The 19,352-nt window shown below is 61.0% G+C and carries 16 protein-coding genes; 12 read left to right on the top strand and 4 right to left on the bottom strand.

All coding sequences use genetic code 11. The features are described 5' to 3' along the window. Positions 1-24 precede the first annotated feature (24 nt). From HU759_RS02220 to epsC, 3 genes are all read right to left on the bottom strand, one after another. Positions 25-1,353, bottom strand: coding sequence for an OprD family outer membrane porin (locus HU759_RS02220; RefSeq protein WP_017135726.1), 1,329 nt, complete (start codon positions 1,351-1,353; stop codon positions 25-27). A 211-nt stretch (positions 1,354-1,564) separates the two neighbouring features. Next, on the bottom strand, positions 1,565-3,526 hold the full coding sequence (gene betT / locus HU759_RS02215) for a choline transporter BetT (RefSeq protein ID WP_169986756.1): 1,962 nt from the start codon (positions 3,524-3,526) through the stop codon (positions 1,565-1,567). 402 nt (positions 3,527-3,928) lie between these two features. Beyond that, on the bottom strand, positions 3,929-4,855 hold the full coding sequence (gene epsC / locus HU759_RS02210; RefSeq protein ID WP_138449702.1) for a serine O-acetyltransferase EpsC: 927 nt from the start codon (positions 4,853-4,855) through the stop codon (positions 3,929-3,931). Positions 4,856-5,021: 166 nt separating this feature from the next. Here epsC and HU759_RS02205 point away from each other — a divergent pair, with 166 nt between their 5' ends. From HU759_RS02205 to HU759_RS02150, 12 genes are all read left to right on the top strand, one after another. Continuing rightward, on the top strand, positions 5,022-6,017 hold the full coding sequence (locus HU759_RS02205; protein ID WP_186617889.1) for a D-cysteine desulfhydrase: 996 nt from the start codon (positions 5,022-5,024) through the stop codon (positions 6,015-6,017). 280 nt (positions 6,018-6,297) lie between these two features. Next, positions 6,298-7,092, top strand: coding sequence for a cystine ABC transporter substrate-binding protein (gene tcyJ, locus HU759_RS02200; protein WP_186617888.1), 795 nt, complete (start codon positions 6,298-6,300; stop codon positions 7,090-7,092). Beyond that, a complete protein-coding gene (gene tcyL / locus HU759_RS02195) occupies positions 7,092-7,757 on the top strand; it encodes a cystine ABC transporter permease (RefSeq protein WP_017135731.1) in 666 nt (221 codons plus the stop codon). The genes tcyJ and tcyL overlap by 1 nt, the downstream gene beginning before the upstream one ends. Before the next feature lie 2 nt (positions 7,758-7,759). Beyond that, positions 7,760-8,506, top strand: coding sequence for an L-cystine ABC transporter ATP-binding protein TcyN (tcyN, locus tag HU759_RS02190; RefSeq protein WP_170039521.1), 747 nt, complete (start codon positions 7,760-7,762; stop codon positions 8,504-8,506). A gap of 375 nt (positions 8,507-8,881) precedes the next feature. Next, complete coding sequence (locus HU759_RS02185) at positions 8,882-9,667, top strand: hypothetical protein (RefSeq protein ID WP_026013583.1); 786 nt, start codon at positions 8,882-8,884, stop codon at positions 9,665-9,667. Between the two features lie 187 nt (positions 9,668-9,854). Then, a complete protein-coding gene (locus HU759_RS02180; protein ID WP_186617887.1) occupies positions 9,855-11,096 on the top strand; it encodes an SfnB family sulfur acquisition oxidoreductase in 1,242 nt (413 codons plus the stop codon). 24 nt (positions 11,097-11,120) lie between these two features. Next, positions 11,121-12,314: an SfnB family sulfur acquisition oxidoreductase gene (locus tag HU759_RS02175; RefSeq protein ID WP_186617886.1), complete on the top strand. Its 1,194-nt coding sequence runs from the start codon at positions 11,121-11,123 to the stop codon at positions 12,312-12,314. Next, positions 12,315-13,667 (top strand): LLM class flavin-dependent oxidoreductase, encoded by a 1,353-nt coding sequence (locus tag HU759_RS02170; RefSeq protein ID WP_186617885.1) that lies wholly within the window; start codon positions 12,315-12,317, stop codon positions 13,665-13,667. A gap of 143 nt (positions 13,668-13,810) precedes the next feature. Next, positions 13,811-14,626, top strand: coding sequence for a MetQ/NlpA family ABC transporter substrate-binding protein (locus tag HU759_RS02165; protein ID WP_017135737.1), 816 nt, complete (start codon positions 13,811-13,813; stop codon positions 14,624-14,626). Beyond that, positions 14,623-15,735 carry an ATP-binding cassette domain-containing protein gene (locus tag HU759_RS02160; protein ID WP_177032355.1) on the top strand — a complete coding sequence of 371 codons (1,113 nt, stop codon included), beginning with the start codon at positions 14,623-14,625 and terminating at the stop codon, positions 15,733-15,735. The genes HU759_RS02165 and HU759_RS02160 overlap by 4 nt, the downstream gene beginning before the upstream one ends. Continuing rightward, entirely contained in the window at positions 15,725-16,369 is a 645-nt protein-coding gene (locus tag HU759_RS02155; protein ID WP_170039483.1) for a methionine ABC transporter permease, read from the top strand. Before HU759_RS02160 ends, HU759_RS02155 begins: the two co-directional genes overlap by 11 nt. Before the next feature lie 50 nt (positions 16,370-16,419). Then, positions 16,420-17,046, top strand: a complete 627-nt coding sequence (locus HU759_RS02150) for a class I SAM-dependent methyltransferase (RefSeq protein WP_017135740.1) — start codon at positions 16,420-16,422, stop codon at positions 17,044-17,046. A gap of 112 nt (positions 17,047-17,158) precedes the next feature. Here HU759_RS02150 and HU759_RS02145 read toward each other — a convergent pair whose 3' ends face one another. Beyond that, a complete protein-coding gene (locus HU759_RS02145) occupies positions 17,159-19,342 on the bottom strand; it encodes a glycoside hydrolase (RefSeq protein WP_186617884.1) in 2,184 nt (727 codons plus the stop codon). Between the last annotated feature and the right edge of the window lie 10 nt (positions 19,343-19,352).

The raw sequence follows: 19,352 nt of genomic DNA, 5'->3' as shown, positions 1-19,352 counted from the left end.
GCCGTTCCGTTCTACAGCAATTTCCTACCAGAGTGGAACGACGTAGCTGACATAAAAGCGATTTTCATCTTGAACGGTGGCACCGGTAATATCCGGGCTGGCGTGGGCATTTTTCCAGGTCACGCCCAGGCCCTTGAGGGTGCCGGTCGGTACTTGGTAAGCCACGGCAATGTTGCGTTCCCACTCGCTGGTGGTGCCTTGCACGGTGCGGATGTCATCACCGTGGGCATAGGCCGCCGAGAACGTCAGGCCGGTAAGGCCCAGCTTACCGAAGTCATACTTGTACTGCGCAAGCCAAGTGCGCTCACCGGCGTGTTGAAATTTATTCAACTGCATATTTGTGAGCGCCGGGGTGTCTGCGCCTGAGCCCGGCCCTTGGCGGTTGTCGCCGCTGTTGAGGCCGGAATCGAGGTACGGAAAGTCGCTGTCACCGCTGTTTTTCTGGATGCCCAAGCCGACGGTGTGACCGTCCAGGCTGTAGCTCTCCAGCAAACTGGCGGTGGTTTGGTTGATGCGGCCTTTGCTGGTGCCGTCGCCATACAGACCGGCGCCGGTAAAGTCTTTATCGCCGTCGGCGTTGGCGCCTACACCAAGGCTGCGGAACACACGCACGTCGGTGTCGATGGCGCCCACGGACAACGCGTCATGACGCTTGGCGCCGAGGAAGAACTGCTGGTAGTAATCCTCAAGGTTGGAGTACCACAGGCTCACGGTGGTGTTCTGGATGCCGGTGTAATCCGCACCGCCGAACAGGAAGCGATCGCTTTCTCGGGTGCCGCCGGCGGTGATCATGCCTTGGTCGCCGGTTTCGTTGCGGATCTTGGTCTTGAAGATATCGCCGCCGGTGAAGGTGAAGTCGCTGAGGTCCTTGGAGACCAGTTGCACGCCGGTGTTGGTCTGCTGGTACAGGCGGCCGTCGGTGTTGGCCAGTACCGGGTTGTTGCCATACAGCGTGCCAACCCGCAGTTCATCTTTGGCGAAACGCATCTTGAAGGTCGGGCTGAGTACACCGAACTGGTCGGCGGATTTGCCGTTGTCCAACGGGAACATGCTGCCTGGGTAACGGCCCTGGTGATCCTTGTCGTTGAGGTCGCCGCCGGAGTCGAGTTTCAAGCCGTAAAACGCCTGCAAGTCCAGGCCAAAACCTACCGGGCCTTCGGTGTAGCCGGACTTGAAGTTGAACTCGAAACCCTGGCCCCAATCCCGCACGCTATGCGCCTTGGCGTTGCTGCCCACCACATCACGACCTTGCTGGTTGAGATAGCGGTTGAGCAGGGTCACGTCGGCGTGGCTGTCGTCGATAAAATCGGCATGGGCGGACAGCATAAAGCTCGCCATGGCGGCACCTACCATGGGGCTTATTAACGTCTTCATTGTTACCGGTCTCCGTCACTGTTCTGAAATGAAAGCGTCAAACGCTTCACACAATTACGCAGTGGCCAGATGACAGTTCGGAGTCAAAACGCTTAGTTCACGAATGAAATTAAGTTTAAGAAAGCCTTTAATTACACGGGTTTGCGGGCATTTGATCGTTCCCACGCGGAGCGTGGGAACGATCGGTGGGTCAGCGCACCAGGTGCAGGAACTGCAGGTGGCGCTCGTACTGGTCGAGGATGTCGTTGATGATCTGCTCCTTGGTGTAGCCGACCAGATCGTAGTCCTGGCTGCCCTCACTCAAGTGCACTTCCGCGCGGTAATAGCGGCGGTTGTTGATCTCTTTGGAACCCATGCCACCACGGGCGAACGACGGCGTGAAATAGCCGCGCATCTGCACCTGGTAAACGAATGGATGCTCCTCGCCATGCCCGATTTCCAGGCTGACGCTGTCGTTGGACGGGTCCGGCTGAGTCACCACATTCAGGCCTTTCTCGACAAACACCGCCGTCACTTCTTCGATCGCCGGGCGCACCGTCGATTCGAGGAAACGGTACACCTCATCACGTGACGGGAAGTGCACAGCCTGGCTCAAACGCTGGCGCCAACCGCCTCGGCCTTTGCGCGCCGCCGACACCGGTGCCAGCGAATGCAGCTGGGCAATCTGCTTCTGCGATTCGAGGTAGAAGGCCTTGTGCAGCCCCCACATCATCAGCAGCAAAATCAGCGAGAACGGCAACGAAGTCAGCACCACCGCAGACTTGAGCGAATCAATACTGCCGGCAAACAGCAGGGCACTGGTGACCAGCGCCGTCATCGCGCCCCAGAACACCCGCAGCCATTTCGGCCCGTCTTCATCGGCGTTGCCGCCTTTGGACGAAAGCGTCGACAGCACTACAGTGCCGGAATCCGCCGAAGTGACGAAGAACACGAAGCTGATAAACACCGTGACGGCGATCACCGTCTTGCTCCACGGGTAGGTTTCCAGCAGCAAGTAGAGGCTCATCGAAGGGTCATCGATGGCCGACTGGCCCAACGCGGTCATGCCGTGGTTGAGTACCTGGTCGATGGCGCTGTTGCCGAAGATCGACATCCAGGCCAGGGTGAAACCCAGCGGGATCAGCAACACACCGAAGACGAACTCGCGGATGGTACGGCCACGGGAAATACGCGCGATGAACAGGCCCACGAACGGCGACCATGCGATCCACCAGGCCCAGTAGAACACCGTCCAACCGCCCAGCCAGTCGCTGGGTTTGTCGTAGGCGTACACATCGAAGCTCTTGGTCGGCAAGGCGCCGAGGTAGTCACCGATGTTCTGGATCAAGGTGTTGAGCAAGTGCTGGGTGGGGCCTGCGAACAACACAAACAGCAGCAGCGCACAGGCCAGCAGCATGTTGATGTCGGACATCACTCGCACGCCCTTGTCGACGCCGGCGACGGCAACCAGGATCGCGGCGCCCATCATCAAGGTGATCAGGCCAACCTGGATCCACTGCGTATGCGCGATGCCAAACAGGTAGTCGAGACCGGAGTTGAGGTGCAACACGCCAAAACCCATATCGGCGCCCAGGCCGAACACCGTGGCGATGATGCCGAAGCCGTCCACCGCATAACCGATGGGGCCGTTGATGCGCTTGCCGATCAATGGGTACAGCGCCGAACGCAGCGCCAGCGGCAGGTTATGCCGGTAGGCGAAGTACGCCAGGGCCATGCCGACAAAGGCAAACACGCCCCAGCCATGCAGACCCCAGTGCAGAAACAGGATCTGCATGGCCTGGCGAGCCGCATCGGCATTCATCGGCGCGCCCTGAGGCGGCTGCACCAGGTGTGTCAGCGGCTCGGAGACGCAGAAGAAAAACAGCGTGATGCTGATCCCGGCGGCGAACAGCATGCCGGCCCAGGACAGGTAACTGAATTCGGGCTCGTCGTGGTCGGCACCGAGTTTTATCTTGCCGTAGCCCGATAGCGCGGTGACCACCACGAAGACCAGATACAGCGTCATCGCGAGCATGTAGTACCAGCCGACCGTGTTGGCCGCCCAGTTTTGCGCTGCCAGCAGCCAGGCACCGGCCTGTTGCGGAATAGCGATGACAGTGATGCCAAACAGCAAAATGAAGGTTGCGGCAAAGTAGAAAACCGGCGCATTCATGCGCACCAGGCCGCTGGATGGGGTGGACGATGCACTCATGAACGATGCACCCCGAAGGTGTGTGATGTGGCTGTAAATAACGGACTCAGCAAAGGTAAGCCTCCTGTTGTGAGCGGGCAGCGAACCACCGGGTTTAACTTGAACGAGCATTCAAGTTAAACATAGGTAGGCGGTTTGGGACTAATCGCAGGGCTGAGTGGTAGACAATTCCTACACTAGCTCAAGGATTGGTATGACGGGCGGGGATGGCAAATCGTTCAGTGGCTCGGAATTGAAATGCGGACACTACTGTGGGAGCTGGCTTGCCTGCGATAGCGGTCTGTCAGCTACAAATGTGCCAACTGGTCCTCCGCTATCGCAGGCAAGCCAGCTCCCACAGTTGATCGGTGTTTGGCTCAAATACTATTTCTGCGCGCCGTCGTCATGTTGCAAATTCGCCTGCGTGATGTTCGCCCCCGCCGGCACGCTGCGGGTCAGCCACACATTGCCGCCGATGGTCGAGCCCTTGCCGATGGTGATGCGCCCCAGGATCGTCGCACCGGCGTAAATCACTACATCGTCCTCAACGATCGGGTGGCGTGGATGGCCTTTCTGCAACTGCCCGTCCTCATCCGCCGGGAAGCGCTTGGCGCCCAACGTCACGGCCTGGTAGATGCGCACGCGCTCGCCGATGATCGCGGTTTCGCCGATCACCACACCTGTCCCGTGGTCGATAAAGAAACTCGGACCGATCTGCGCACCAGGGTGAATATCGATGCCGGTGGCCGAGTGAGCAATCTCTGCACTGATCCGCGCCAGCAACGGCAGCCCGGCGCGGTACAGATGGTGCGCCAGGCGATGGTGAATCACCGCCAGAATCCCCGGATAGCACAGCAGCACTTCATCCACACTGCGCGCGGCCGGGTCGCCGTGGTAGGCGGCGAGCACGTCGGTGTCCAACAGGCTGCGCAGTGAAGGCAAGGCCAGGGCGAAATCCTGGATCAGCCGGATGGCCAGGGCATCGACCTCGCTGTCATCCCTTGCACCCTGGCGCGCGGCGTAGCGCAGCTCCAGGCGGGCCTGAGCGAGCAAGGCATTCAGGGCGACGTCGAGGGTATGCCCGACGTAAAAATCTTCACTTTCTTCACGCAGGTCCACCGGGCCCAGGCGCATCGGGAACAGCGCGCCGCACAGCGCTTCAAGAATCTGCGCCACCGCCTCGCGGGACGGCAACTCGCGGCCACCGTGTTCGCCACTCAGGCGGCCATTGCGCGTTCGCCACTGGTCCCGGGCGCTGCGCAGCTCGCTGACGATGGTCTGTAATTGCCAATGACTGGAACGCTCACTCACGGTATTCACTCCTGACGAAATGGCCATCACTTTACGGTATGCACCCTGGCCACCCTTAAGAACCAATGGTGTGATGCTAAGAACTATCCGGAATAAGCGATTGGCGGTTGCCGGTTGAAAAGTGCCTGCCTATAGTCGCCCCATCACTTAGCCACTGTATGTCGCCATGATCAAACAACAGCTCGACCGTTTTAACCGCCTGGAACTGCTGGGCGGCGCCACCGCCCTGGAAAAACTCGAGCGGCTGTCGGCCTGGCTGGGCAGGGACATTTACGTCAAGCGCGACGACACCACGCCGCTGGCCATGGGCGGCAACAAGCTGCGCAAGCTTGAATACCTGGCCGCCGATGCCATCGCCCAGGGCGCCGACACCCTGGTGACCGCCGGCGCCATCCAATCCAACCATGTGCGCCAGACCGCCGCGCTGGCCGCCAAGCTTGGCCTGGGCTGCGTGGCGCTGCTGGAAAACCCCACCGGCACCGAAGACCCCAACTACCTCGGCAACGGCAACCGCCTGCTGCTGGAGTTGTTCGACGCCAAAGTCGAATTGGTCGAGAACCTCGATAACGTCGACGACCAACTCAACGCCCTTGCCGACCGCCTGCGCAGCAACGGCAAGAAGCCCTACCTCGTCCCCATCGGCGGCTCCAATGCCTTGGGTGCCTTGGGTTACGTGCGCGCCGGGCTGGAGCTGGCCGGGCAGATCGAAGACAGCGGCATTGAGTTCGCCGCCGTGGTGCTGGCCTCGGGCAGCGCGGGCACCCATAGCGGCCTCGCGCTGGCGTTGAGTGAAGTGCTGCCGAACCTGCCGGTGGTGGGCATTACCGTGTCGCGCACCGAAGAAGCCCAGTTCCCGAAAGTACAGGGTCTGGCCGAACGCACCGCCGAGTTGCTGGGCGTGGACATTCCCGAAGCCTTCAAAGTGATCCTGTGGGACGAATATTTCGGCCCGCGCTACGGCGAACCGAACGCCGGCACCCTGGCGGCGGTCAAGCTATTAGCCAGCCAGGAAGGCTTGCTGCTGGACCCGGTCTACACCGGCAAGGCCATGGCCGGTTTGCTCGATGGCATCGGGCGTCAGCGGTTTGAGGACGGCCCGATCATTTTCCTGCACACCGGCGGGGCACCGGCGTTGTTTGCGTATGACTCGGTGCTTAACTGAATAAACACCGATCAAAATGTGGGAGCTGGCTTGCCTGCGATAGCGGTTCGTCAGCTACAAATGTGTTGGCTGATACACCGTTATCGCAGGCAAGCCAGCTCCCACATTAGATCAACCCCATATTCAAAAAAGAAATATCAAATTAATTTTATATTATTTTCAAGTCTTAAAAACTCGCTTTATAGTCGCGCCGAAGGCGAAGACGCGCACCGCGCTTTAAGGCAGGATACGACTACTGCGTCACCTGCTTCGCTCAACATAAAAAACACAGGGGCTGTTCATGACTATTTCTGTATTGCGTCGCACGTTGCTGGTTGGCACTTTGGGCTTGGCACTCGGGGCTGGTCTGATGGGCCAAGCCATCGCCGGCGAGCAGCTGAGCACCATCAAGAAGGCGGGCGAGATCAAGATCGGCCTGGAAGGCACCTACCCGCCGTTCAGCTTTGTCGATGAAAGCGGCAAGCTCAGCGGCTTTGAAGTCGAGCTGTCCGAAGCGCTGGCCAAAGAGCTGGGTGTCAAGGTCAAGCTGCAGGCCACGCCATGGGACGGCATCCTCGCCGCCCTGGAATCCAAGCGCTTGGATGCAGTGGTCAACCAAGTGACCATCTCCGAGGAGCGCAAGAAGAAGTATGACTTCTCCAAGCCTTACACCGTGTCCGGTATCCAGGCGCTGGTGCTGAAGAAAAACGTCGACAGCATCAAGACCGCCGACGACCTGGCCGGCAAGAAAGTCGGTGTGGGCCTGGGCACCAACTATGAGCAATGGCTCAAGGACAACCAACCCAAAGCCATCATCAAGACTTACAACGATGACCCAACCAAGTTCCAGGACCTGCGCATTGGCCGTATCGACGCCATCCTGATCGACCGCCTGGCCGCTCTGGAATACGCCAAGAAAGCCCCGGACACCGCCGCTGCCGGTGATGCCTTCTCCCGTCAGGAAGCCGGTATTGCCCTGCGCAAAGGTGAGCCAGAACTGCTCGACGCAGTGAACAAGGCCCTCGACAAGCTGCGCGCCGATGGCACCTTGAAGAAGCTGTCCGAGAAGTACTTCAACGCTGACGTCACTGAATAATGGAAGCAGGTTTCCAACTCGCGCTGGACTCCGCGCCCTTTCTGCTCAAGGGCGCATACTACACGGTGATTCTTAGCCTCGGCGGGATGTTTTTCGGCTTGCTGCTGGGCTTCGGCCTGGCCTTGATGCGTTTGTCGCGCTTCAAGCTTCTAAGCTGGACCGCCCGAGTCTACGTGTCGTTCTTTCGCGGCACGCCCTTGCTGGTGCAGCTGTTCTTGATCTACTACGGCTTGCCGCAAGTGGGCATCGAGCTGGATCCGATCCCGGCGGCCATGATCGGCTTTTCGCTGAACATGGCCGCTTACGCCTGTGAAATCCTGCGCGCCGCGATCAGCTCCATCGAGCGCGGCCAATGGGAAGCTGCCGCCAGCATCGGCATGACACGCGCGCAGACCCTGCGCCGGGCCATTCTGCCGCAGGCCATGCGCACGGCCTTGCCGCCGCTGGGCAACAGCTTTATTTCGCTGGTCAAGGACACGGCACTGGCCGCCACAATCCAGGTGCCGGAGTTGTTCCGCCAGGCACAGCTGGTGTCGGCGCGTACTTTCGAAATCTTCACCATGTACCTGTCCGCCGCCCTGATCTACTGGATCCTGGCAAGCATCCTGGCGCACTTTCAAAATCGCCTGGAAGACCGGGTCAACCGGCATGACCTGGAGTCCTGAGCATGATCGTGGTTGAAAAACTGACCAAACAATTCAAAGGTCAGGTAGTACTCAACGGCATCGACCTGGAGGTCAAGGAAGGCGAAGTGGTCGCCATCATTGGCCCCAGCGGTTCCGGCAAGACCACATTGCTGCGCTGCCTGAACTTCCTCGAAGAACCCACCAGCGGTCGCATCAAGGTCGGTGATATCGAGATCGACAGCAGCAAACCGCTCAGCCAGCAGCAAGGCCTGGTGCGGCGCTTGCGCCAGCATGTGGGTTTTGTGTTCCAGAATTTCAACCTGTTCCCGCACCGCACCGCGCTGGAAAACGTCATCGAAGGCCCGATCGTGGTCAAGAAGATGCCGCGCGAGGCGGCGACCGCGCTCGGTCGCAAGCTCTTGGCCAGGGTCGGCCTGGCCGGCAAGGAAGACGCCTACCCACGGCGTTTGTCCGGCGGCCAGCAACAGCGCGTGGCGATTGCCCGTGCCTTGGCCATGGAACCGGAGGTGATTCTGTTTGACGAGCCCACCTCGGCGCTCGACCCGGAGCTGGTCGGCGAAGTGCTGGCGACCATCCGCAGCCTGGCCGAAGAAAACCGCACCATGGTCATCGTCACCCACGAAATGAGCTTCGCCCGCGATGTTGCCAACCGGGTGATCTTCTTCGACAAAGGCGTGATCGTGGAGCAAGGCGAAGCCAAGGCACTGTTCGCCAACCCCAAGGAAGAACGGACCAAGCAGTTTTTGAGCAAGTTTTTGGCCCACTGACTGGCTTGCAGCGTGGCGAGGGAGCTTGCTCCCGCTGGGCTGCGCAGCGGCCCCAAAATCCTGGGAGCGCTTCGCACTCCAGCGGGAGCAAGCTCCCTCGCCACAGTCCTACGCAAAACCCTCGCAACTATGGGTAAAACGCCCCGCCAAACCTGCCTTAAAATCCCCCGCCGCGTCAGCCTTTTCTGAATCTGCTCCAACTCGCCGTTTAGCCTTTTGCCGCCATTGACGCCCGCTGGCCAACCCTCTTATCTAGCGCTCAGAGGATTGGATCCTATCCCGGCTACTCACTGAATCGTTCCTTTCGGCACCCTGCGCGCAATCGCGCCACGGGCGCCGGAACGATTGCTGCTGGCTGCATCAAGGAGATTACTTATGACGCGCACCGCACCCCAGGCCACGCTCACCGCCCCGACCCTGCCCCAGGCGAATCGACACGGCATCAATGCCCTCGCCGCCACCCAATTGCAGGTGGATATCGCGCCTTACCCTGGCATGGACGAGGGCGACCTGATCGAACTGTTCTGGAACAACTGCTTTGCCGACTCACGTCGGATTACCGCGTGCAAGGTCGGCACGCTGACCCGCCTGCGTGTACCCGAAAGTTTTATTCAGGATGGCACCGCACGGGTTCACTACCAGGTCATGCAAGTCGGCCACGGCCCGGCACGTTCAGACCTCACTCAGGTGCCTGTGAAGACCTGCTATCCCGGTGGCCACCCTTCTGCACTGCTGGACGATGAAAACCAGAACCTCGCCCCGGTGTGCCTGCCCGAAACCATCCGCCGCTACGGTGTCAACGGCAGCCAGGTGCGGCGCGGCATTCCGCTGACCATCCAGCCCTACCTGAACATGGCCACGGGCGATTCAATCACCTTGCGCTGGGGCGACGTGCGCCTGGACCTGCCAAGAATCCAGGCCAAAGGCGTCGGCCTGCCGGTGCAGGTGTGGGTGCCGTCCACAATGATTATCGAAGCGGGTGACGACAGCCGCCTGGACGTGACGTACTGCATTCTCGATCGGGTCGGCAATAATTCGCGCTGGGCGCCGGTGCGCACCTTGAATATCGCCACCTGCGCGCCACAGCCGCCAGCCCGGCCAGCCAGCGCCACAACGATCTATCAACCGCGTCAGCCCGGTTCCCCCTGCGAACCTGGGTGACAGCCCTTCTATGCATATTCCTAAAAGTTAGTTTATTTAAAGATTTAACACGCTTAGGGTATATGCACCGGACCACCGGACATCTCTGATTTTTTTGTTTCTATTTCATTGAATGCGAGGTCGGTATGGTCAGAATTACCCCGGTGCATAACGCCAGGGCATTACGTGCAGCCAAGGAGCGGCGCTGATGTCTAACTTGGCTCTAACACCCCCCCAGAGTGATCTGGACGTAGCCCCACTGCTGTTGCCGGCCACGGTGCTGCGCAACGACGCCCAGGCGTTGAGCGCAGCCCATGAGCTGGCTCAGGCCGCGCGCCTGCAAGCGGCCAAACGCGACCAGCAGCGCAAGCTGCCCTGGGCGCAGCTTGAACAGTTCACCCGCAGCGGGCTGGGCAGTATTTCCATTCCCCGTGAATACGGCGGCCCCCAGGTGTCATTCGTGACCCTGGCCGAAGTGTTCGCGATCATCAGCGCAGCGGACCCGGCCCTCGGGCAAATCCCGCAGAACCATTTCGGCATTCTGCACCTGCTGCAAAGCACCGCCACCGCGCGCCAGAAAAAGCAGCTGTTCCAAAGCGTGCTCGACGGTTGGCGCATCGGCAATGGCGGCCCCGAGCGCGGCACCAAAAACACCCTGGAACTCAAGGCGCGCCTCACGGCCAAGGATGACGGCTATGTGATCAGCGGCCAGAAGTTCTACTCCACCGGCGCCTTGTTCGCCCATTGGGTCGCAGTAAAAGCACTCAACGATGACGGCAAGCAAGTCATGGCGTTCGTGCGCCGTGGCACGCCAGGACTGCGCATCGTTGACGATTGGTCGGGCTTTGGCCAACGCACCACCGCCAGCGGCACGGTATTGCTCGATCAGGTGCCGGTGGACGCAGAGTTGGTCGTCGACAACTGGCGCCTCGGCGAAAGCCCGAATATCCAGGGCGCCGTTTCGCAACTGATCCAGGCCGCCATCGATGCCGGCATCGCCCGTGGGGCGCTGGATGACACCATCGCCTTCGTGCGCGAACGTTCGCGCCCGTGGATCGACGCCAAGGTCGAGCGCGCCAGCGATGATCTGTACGTGATCGCCGATATCGGCAAACTGAAAATCGAACTGCACGCCGCCGAAGCCCTGCTGCGCAAGGCCGGCAAGCTGCTGGACGAGGTCAGCGCCGCACCGATCACCGCGCAATCGGCCGCCCGCGCCTCGATTGCCGTGGCCGAGGCCAAGGTGCTGACCACCGAAGCGTCGTTGCTGGTCAGCGAAAAGCTCTTCGAACTGGCCGGCAGCCGCGCCACCCTCGCCGAATTCAACCTCGACCGCCACTGGCGCAACGCTCGCGTCCACACCCTGCACGACCCGGTGCGCTGGAAGTATCACGCCATCGGCGCGTATCGGCTGAACGGCACTTTGCCTGCTCGACATTCCTGGATCTGACCGACCAGACATCTGGAGAAACCCATGACTTTTTCCCCTAACGTCGCGGTCATCACCAGCGACGAACACGCCCTTATTGTCGCCAGCGATCTGGCCGAAGACTTCCGCCGTGACAGCGCCCAGCGCGACCGCGAACGCCGCCTGCCCTTGCCTGAACTGGACGTGTTTTCGCGCTCCGGCCTGTGGGGTATCAGCGTGCCCAAGGAGTATGGCGGCGCTGGCGTTTCCAACGTCACCCTGGCCAAGGTCATCGCCCTGATTGCCCAGGCCGATGCCTCCCTGGGCCAGATCCCGCAAAACCACTTTTATGCGCTGGAAGTACTGCGCGTGAATGGCAGCCCGGCCCAGCAACAACGCCTGTACGCCGAAGTACTCGCCGGGCAACGTTTCGGCAACGCCTTGGCGGAACTCGGCACCAAGACCGCCCACGACCGCGTCACCTCCATCAGCCGCGATGGCGATGGTTTTCGCATCACCGGGCGCAAGTTTTACTCCACCGGCGCGATCTACGCCCAGCGCATCCCCACTTCGGTGGTGGATGAACACGGCGTGCAGCAACTGGCGTTTGTGCCCCGCAACAGCGAGGGCTTGAGCGTGATCGACGACTGGAGTGGTTTCGGCCAGCGCACCACTGGCAGCGGTTCAGTGGTGTTCGACAACGTGTGGGTGGCAGCCCAGGACGTGATCCCGTTCCAGAGCGCCTTCGAGCGCCCGACCACCGTCGGCCCGCTGGCGCAGATCCTTCACGCCGCCATCGACACCGGCATCGCCCGTGCCGCCTTTGAGGATGCGCTGCACTTTGTCCGCACCAAAACCCGCCCATGGATCGACGCCGGCACCGACAAGGCCAGCGAAGACCCGCTGACGCTCAAGAGCTTCGGCCACTTGAGCATCCGCCTGCACGCAGCCGAAGCCTTGCTGGAGCGCGCGGGCGAATACCTCGACCGCGCCCAGGCCGATAGCAATGCCCAGACCGTCGCAGCAGCCTCTATTGCTGTCGCTGAAGCGCGCGCCTTGAGTACGGAAATCTCCCTGGCTGCCAGCAGCACCTTATTCGAGTTGGCCGGCAGCCAGGCGACCCTGGCCGAACATGGCCTCGACCGCCACTGGCGCAACGCCCGCGTGCACACCCTGCACGACCCGGTGCGCTGGAAGTACCACGCGGTGGGCAATTACTACCTCAACGATGAAAACCCACCCCTGCGGGGGACCATCTGAATGGCGAAGAAAAAAATCCTGCTCAATGCCTTCAACATGAATTGCATCGGGCATATCAACCACGGCCTGTGGACCCACCCACGGGACACCTCGACGCAATACAAAACCGTCGAATACTGGACCGACCTGGCGCAAACCCTGGAACGCGGGCTGTTCGACGGTTTGTTCATCGCGGATATCGTCGGCGTGTACGACGTCTACCAGAACGCTATCGACGTGCCGCTCAAAGAGTCGATCCAACTGCCGGTCAATGACCCGCTGCTGTTGGTCTCGGCCATGGCCGCCGTGACCAAAAACCTCGGTTTCGGCCTCACCGCCAACCTCACCTACGAGCCGCCGTACCTGTTCGCCCGACGCATGTCCACGCTCGATCACCTGAGCCGTGGCCGGGTTGGCTGGAACATCGTCACCGGCTACCTCGACAGCGCCGCCAAGGCCATGGGCCTGACCGAGCAGGTTGAGCATGACCGCCGCTATGACCAGGCCGATGAGTACCTGCAGGTGCTGTACAAACTCTGGGAAGGCAGCTGGGAAGACGACGCGGTGCTCAACGACCCCACGCAACGGGTCTACGCGCAGCCGGGCAAGGTGCACAAGGTCGAGCATCACGGTGAGTTCTATCAGGTCGAGGGTTATCACCTGTGCGAACCGTCGCCGCAGCGCACGCCGGTATTGTTCCAGGCGGGTAGTTCGGACCGTGGCCTGCTGTTCGCCGGGCAACATGCCGAGTGCGTGTTCATCAGCGGCCAGAACAAGGCCGCGACCAAAACCCAGGTGGACAAGGTGCGCGCCAGTGCCGTCGAGGCCGGGCGCAACCCGGATGACATCAAGGTGTTCATGGGGCTTAACGTGATCGTTGGCGCCACCGAAGCGCTGGCCTGGGTCAAGCACGCCGAGTACTTGAGCTACGCCAGCCCGGAGGCCGGCGTGGCGCATTTTTCGGCGTCCACGGCGATTGATTTTTCTCAATACGAGATCGACGAACCGATCCAGTACGTGAAGAGCAACGCGATTCAGTCGGCCACCAAGAACCTGCAGAACAACGACTGGACCCGGCGCAAATTGCTGGAGCAGCACGCCTTGGGTGGGCGCTACATCACCTTGGTTGGCTCGCCCGAGCAAGTGGCTGATGAGCTGGAATCCTGGATCAGCGAGACCGGCCTGGACGGCTTCAATTTGACGCGGATTGTGACGCCGGAAAGCTATGTCGACTTTATCGACCTGGTGGTGCCGGAGTTGCAGAAGCGTGGGTCGTACAAGACCGCTTATGAGCAGGGAACACTGCGCGAAAAGGTCTTTCACGCCGGGGCTCGTCTACCCGAACAACACACCGGTTCCACTTACCGACACTGAACCAAAACTGTGGGAGCTGGCTTGCCTGCGATAGCGGTCTGTCAGCCACATTTTTTTGCTGACCCACCGCCATCGCAGGCAAGCCAGCTCCCACATTTAGAACCGCATTGTTCTTATCCATACCTTATGACTGGAAATCGATTATGAAAAAAACACGGCTCTCCCACCCAGTCAAAGCACTGGCCCTGGCCTTCGGCTTGTTCAGCTCGGCCGTATTTGCCGCTGACGCACCGCTGAAAATCGGTACCACCGCCGCCTTCGCGATTCCCCTCGAAGCCGCCGTGGCCGAAGCCGGCAAGCAAGGCCTGAAGGTCGAGCTGGTGGAGTTCACCGACTGGATCGCGCCCAACGTCAGCCTGGCCGCCGGCGATATCGACGTGAACTACTTCCAGCACATTCCGTTCCTGGAAAACGCCAAGGCCGCCGCCGGTTTTGACCTGGTGCCGTATGCGCCGGGCATCATCAATAACGTCGGGCTGTATTCCAAGAAGTACACAACCATCAACGACCTGCCCCAAGGCGCCAGCGTGGCGATTGCCAACGACCCGATCAACAGCGGTCGCGGCCTGCAATTGCTGGCCAAGGCCGGGCTGATCAGCCTCAAGCCGGGCGTGGGCTACAAGGCCACCGAAGAAGACATCATCGCCAACCCGAAAAAGCTCAAGATCCTGCAAGTCGAGGCCGTGCAACTGGTGCGCGCCTATGACGACGCCGATCTGGTGCAGGGCTACCCGGCGTATATCCGCCTGTCCAAGACCTTCGATGCCGAGTCGGCGCTGCTGTTCGACGGCCTCGACCACCCGGAATACGTGATTCAGTTTGTGATCCAGCCCAAGAGCAAAACCGACCCGCGCGTGATCAAGTTCGTCGACATTTACCAGCACTCACCAGTGGTACGTGCGGCGCTGGATAAATCCCTCGGCAAGCTCTACCAGGTCGGCTGGGAAGATAAAAAATGACCGCCGCCAACGCCCAACTGCGCGACCTGGGCACGCCGCCCCGGGACGCCGAGCAGACAGAGCTGCACCCGGACCTGAACCGCGCCCATGTGCGTTTTATCAACCTGGGCAAAACCTATGACGGCGCCGTGCATGCCCTGCAAGGCATTGATCTGGCGATCCAGCACGGTGAAGTGTTCGGCATCATCGGCCGCAGCGGCGCCGGCAAGTCGTCGCTGATCCGCACCATCAACCGCCTGGAGCAACCCAGCAGCGGGCGCGTATTGATTGATCAGGTGGACATCGGTGAGTTCGACGAAGACCGCCTGGTGGCGCTGCGGCGGCGCATCGGCATGATCTTCCAGCACTTCAACCTGATGTCGGCCAAGACCGTGTGGCAGAACGTCGAACTGCCGCTGAAAGTCGCCGGTGTGCCCAAGCTGCAGCGTGAGCAAAAAGTGCGCGAGTTGCTGGAGTTGGTCGGCCTCAAAGACAAGCACAAAGCCTATCCGGCGCAACTCTCCGGCGGGCAGAAGCAGCGCGTGGGCATCGCCCGCTCGCTGGTGCATGACCCGCAGATTTTGCTGTGCGACGAAGCCACTTCGGCCCTCGACCCGGAAACTACCCAATCGATCCTCGGCCTGTTGCGCGAGATCAACCAGCGCCTGGGCCTGACCATCGTGTTGATCACCCACGAGATGGCGGTGATTCGCGATATCTGCGACCGCGTGGTGGTATTGGAACACGGGCGCATCGTCGAGCAAGGCCCGGTGTGGCAAGTGTTCGGCAACCCGCAGCACGAGGTCAGCCAAACCCTGCTGGCACCGTTGCAACACGGGCTGCCGGACGAACTGCAAAGTCGCTTGCAGGCTGAACCTTCGTCGACGGCGGCGGTGGTGTTGCGGTTGCAGTTCACCGGCAGCGTCGCAGACGAACCGGACCTGGCCGCGCTGTTCGCTGCCCTCGGCGGGCGCGTGCGCTTATTGCAAGGCGGTGTGGAACGGATTCAGGGGCATGCCCTGGGGCAATTGCTGTTGGCGGTAAATGGCTCGCCCCACAACGCCGAAGAGTTGCGCAGCCGCGCGGGGAATTGGGCGCAACAGGTAGAGGTACTGGGCTATGTGGTTTGATCGTTTATTGCAGGGCGCCATCGACACCTTGTTGATGGTTGGCGTGTCATCACTGATCGCGTTGCTGGCAGGTATTCCGCTGGCGGTGTTCCTCGTCACCAGCGACAAGGGCGGCATCTATCAGGCACCGGCGCTGAACCGCGTGCTGGGGGCGTTCGTCAATTTGTTCCGCTCCATTCCGTTTTTGATCCTGATGGTGGCGCTGATCCCGTTCACCCGGCTGATCGTCGGCACCACCTATGGCGTGTGGGCCGCCGTTGTACCACTGACCATCGCCGCCACGCCGTTCTTTGCACGGATCGCCGAGGTGAGCTTACGCGAGGTCGATCATGGTTTGATCGAGGCCGCACAGGCCATGGGCTGCCGGCGCTGGCACATTATCTGGCATGTGCTGCTTCCCGAGGCGCTGCCGGGGATTGTCGGCGGGTTTACGATTACCCTGGTGACGATGATCAACTCGTCGGCCATGGCCGGGGCGATTGGGGCGGGTGGCCTCGGAGATATTGCCTACCGCTATGGTTATCAGCGCTTTGATTCGCAGATCATGCTCACGGTAATTGTGCTGCTGGTGGCGTTGGTGGCGGTGATTCAGTTGGGTGGGGATCGGTTGGCGCGGGTGCTTAATAAGAGGTGAGGGAGAGGTGAGGTATAGTCGGGCAATCTCAGCGCCCGGTATTACCCGTCATGACCCTAAAGCCCGACGACCTCAACCAGATCACCACCACCACCCTCGGCCACTACAACAAAGTCGCCGAAGACTTCCGCGAAGGCACCCGCGATCACGATGTGAGCCAGAACATCGACGCCCTGCTGCGGCATATCCAGGGCACGCCCCCGTTCACCGTGCTGGATTTCGGCTGCGGCCCTGGGCGGGATTTGCAGACGTTTACGCGCATGGGGCATATCGCCGTCGGGCTGGATGGCTCTGAGCGCTTTGCGCAAATGGCGCGTGAAGACAGTGGTTGTGAAGTGTTGCAGCAGGACTTCCTGAAGCTGGCTTTACCCGCCGCGCGCTTTGATGGGGTATTTGCCAATGCGGTGCTGTTTCATATTCCCAAACAGGAGCTGCCTCGGGTGCTCAAGCAGCTGCATGGGGCGCTGAAGCCGGGTGGTGTGTTGTTCAGTTCCAACCCTCGGGGTGAGAATCAGGAAGGCTGGAATGGGCCTCGGTACGGGTCTTATCACGACCTGGAGGCGTGGCGGGGTTTGCTGACAGAGGCTGGGTTTGTGGAGTTGGAGCATTACTACCGACCGGCCGGGTTGCCGCGGGAGCAGCAGCCTTGGTTGGCGAGTGTGTGGCGCAAGGCATAGAGGTTCGTTGTTTGATCTGACGCTATCGCAGGCAAGCCAGCTCCCACATTCGAAGGTATTCACACATCAAAATGTGGGAGCTGGCTTGCCTGCGATAGCGATTTAACCGGCGCTACGGATCCACCTGATACACCACCGGTTTTTCACCCACCACCAACGCCGTCACACTGCGCCCCACATACCCCGCTTGCTCCTGCACAGAAAAATTCGCCACCAACCTTGTGCCATCGGCAAAGGTAGTCTGCTGCACCTGTTTGTCCGCCGTCAGCCAACGGAAATCGGTCATCGCCTGAGCCGCCAAACGCTGATGCAACGGCCTGAAGAAACGGTCCTGACGCTGGATCACCGGCAGCCGCTGCTTAAGCATCGCATCCGTGAGGTGATACAAAGGCGGCACGTTGTAGAGCAGTTGGGTCAGCTCGTTCTCGGCCCGCACATTGCTCAGCTTCAGGTTGTCGAACAGCCAATGGTGGGTGGTGATGACCGAACCGTGGAACACCGCCTGGTACAGCGGCAGGCGCATGGTCGGGTCGAAGTACAGTGTGCGAAACGGCTCTTTCAATGGCACGGGCTTGAAGAACACCGCCGGCTGCTCCGGCGGGTACCAGTTGCCGACGTAATAGGGCGATTGCTTGTCCTGGGTCATCTGTCGATCGCCCCAGCCGATCACCGGCGTCTGCATGCCGTGGGCGAACAGAGTGCCTTGGGCGGTGCTGGCATTGCCATCTTCGGAACCCGCCGGCAGCTTGAGTACCGTGTTGATCCAACGGGAGGCGTCGATATTGCCTTCGGCGTTCTGCGCCTGAGTCATGGGCGCACTGTCACGGTAGCTGTCGAACACCATGCCGGTGGCGTAGGCATCCAGGAACCAGGCGTTAAAACCGGCCCTGGCCTGCACCGCCTTCACCCGTGCTTCCAGCAAAGGCCGTATACAGCGCGGGTCGATGTAGTGGCCCGATTGCTGGAAGCCGGTTTTCAGCTTGCCGTCCTTGAGCACAATCGCGCAGTCACGGTAGGCCTTGGCGCCCAGGTGCGCGGTGGTCCAGTCCGGGTTTTCGCTGGCGGACAAGGCGGTTTCATAGGAGTCGTAGGGCGCCACCAGGTAACCGGCTGCGACACCGGCGCGAATTGCTTCGGGATGCCACAGGCCACCTTCCCAGCCTTCGCCCAGGGTCAGCAACAGGCGCGGCAGCCCGGCGTCGCGCAGGGATTGAATCGTCTGGCTGCCCCAGGTCTCGGGGGTGCCGGTCAAGGCCCCGGCAAAGTCCTTGGCCAGCTCGCTGCGCAGTTCACCATAGCGGGCGGCGAGTCGGGTCATGTCCGGGTCTTCGACTTGCCAAGCCTGCCGCGCTTGCTGATTGATCGCCGCATTCAGGCCCCGCAACAAAACGCCTTGCTCATAACGGTTCAAAGCCTTGGCCTGCGCCAGAACCTGAGTCGCCTCTTTGTCCATCAACCCCTTGAGTGCATGGCCGCGCAAGCGTTTGACCAGCAGCGGCCAATCACGCACATCAGCGGGGGCCAGCAGGCTGTTGCCCCACAGGTAGACATGGCTGGCGCCCAGCAGTTTTTTGGCCTCGGGGGTTTGTTGCAGCTTGTCCGCCAGCGGCTCGTAGCGGCCCTGCTCTACCAGCCATTGGCGATAGCGCTTGGCACCGGCCAATGGGTCGGCGTCACCCAGGTGCAAGCGCAAGGTCATCGGCGCCGTGGGGTCAAGACGGGTAAATTCGTGAGCCACCGAAAGTGCCAGGCCCTTGCCGTCGGCCTGCCATTGCAAGTGGTTGTTGTAGGGGTTGGTCAGCAACCAGCTCAACGTGAAGCGGCCGTGATCCATGCCCCATAACGGCAGGCTGAGGTCCTGGGTAGTATTGAGTTCGCCCTGCTCCAGCAAAAACGCTTTCCACACGGCGTTACCGGCCGGTACGTAATGACCTTCGGCCAAGGGCCAGATCAACCCCTTGCCCATGGCCGCAGCGGGTTGGCGCAGCAGCGGCAGTTCACCCGGCTCGCGGGCGCTGAGGGTCAGGGACAGGTCGCGCTGCTCAAGGCGAGCCGTCAGGCGATAGGCGCCGTTGTCCCACTGCCAGGCAGCCTGCTCGGCACCCGCTTGCAAATCACTGACAGCATGGGCAGCCACACCGCTGGACGCCTGCACCGAGGTCTCGCCTGCGGGCGTAACGCGCAGCGCGAGCGTGGCGGGGTCGAGTTCGACACGCCACAGGGCGTTTTCCAATACGGTGCCGGCTAATGCCAGTGGAGATAACAACAGGCTGACAACCAGCAAAAAATGACGCATGGCACGGGCC

The sequence above is a fragment of the Pseudomonas sp. OE 28.3 genome (assembly GCF_014268205.2).
Taxonomy (GTDB): domain Bacteria; phylum Pseudomonadota; class Gammaproteobacteria; order Pseudomonadales; family Pseudomonadaceae; genus Aquipseudomonas; species Aquipseudomonas edaphica.
Note: the sequence above shows the minus strand (reverse complement) of the source record. Positions and strands in the feature narration are given on the sequence as shown.

Bases quoted from the DNA above. Each gene is read 5' to 3' on its own strand.
- HU759_RS02220 (WP_017135726.1), bottom strand. From the start codon at position 1,353: ATGGTAGGTGCCGCCATGGCGAGCTTTATGCTGTCCGCCCATGCCGAT.
- betT (WP_169986756.1), bottom strand. From the start codon at position 3,526: ATGAATGCGCCGGTTTTCTACTTTGCCGCAACCTTCATTTTGCTGTTT.
- HU759_RS02205 (WP_186617889.1), top strand. From the start codon at position 5,022: ATGATCAAACAACAGCTCGACCGTTTTAACCGCCTGGAACTGCTGGGC.
- tcyJ (WP_186617888.1), top strand. From the start codon at position 6,298: ATGACTATTTCTGTATTGCGTCGCACGTTGCTGGTTGGCACTTTGGGC.
- tcyL (WP_017135731.1), top strand. From the start codon at position 7,092: ATGGAAGCAGGTTTCCAACTCGCGCTGGACTCCGCGCCCTTTCTGCTC.
- tcyN (WP_170039521.1), top strand. From the start codon at position 7,760: ATGATCGTGGTTGAAAAACTGACCAAACAATTCAAAGGTCAGGTAGTA.
- HU759_RS02185 (WP_026013583.1), top strand. From the start codon at position 8,882: ATGACGCGCACCGCACCCCAGGCCACGCTCACCGCCCCGACCCTGCCC.
- HU759_RS02180 (WP_186617887.1), top strand. From the start codon at position 9,855: ATGTCTAACTTGGCTCTAACACCCCCCCAGAGTGATCTGGACGTAGCC.
- HU759_RS02175 (WP_186617886.1), top strand. From the start codon at position 11,121: ATGACTTTTTCCCCTAACGTCGCGGTCATCACCAGCGACGAACACGCC.
- HU759_RS02170 (WP_186617885.1), top strand. From the start codon at position 12,315: ATGGCGAAGAAAAAAATCCTGCTCAATGCCTTCAACATGAATTGCATC.
- HU759_RS02165 (WP_017135737.1), top strand. From the start codon at position 13,811: ATGAAAAAAACACGGCTCTCCCACCCAGTCAAAGCACTGGCCCTGGCC.
- HU759_RS02160 (WP_177032355.1), top strand. From the start codon at position 14,623: ATGACCGCCGCCAACGCCCAACTGCGCGACCTGGGCACGCCGCCCCGG.
- HU759_RS02155 (WP_170039483.1), top strand. From the start codon at position 15,725: ATGTGGTTTGATCGTTTATTGCAGGGCGCCATCGACACCTTGTTGATG.
- HU759_RS02150 (WP_017135740.1), top strand. From the start codon at position 16,420: ATGACCCTAAAGCCCGACGACCTCAACCAGATCACCACCACCACCCTC.
- HU759_RS02145 (WP_186617884.1), bottom strand. From the start codon at position 19,342: ATGCGTCATTTTTTGCTGGTTGTCAGCCTGTTGTTATCTCCACTGGCA.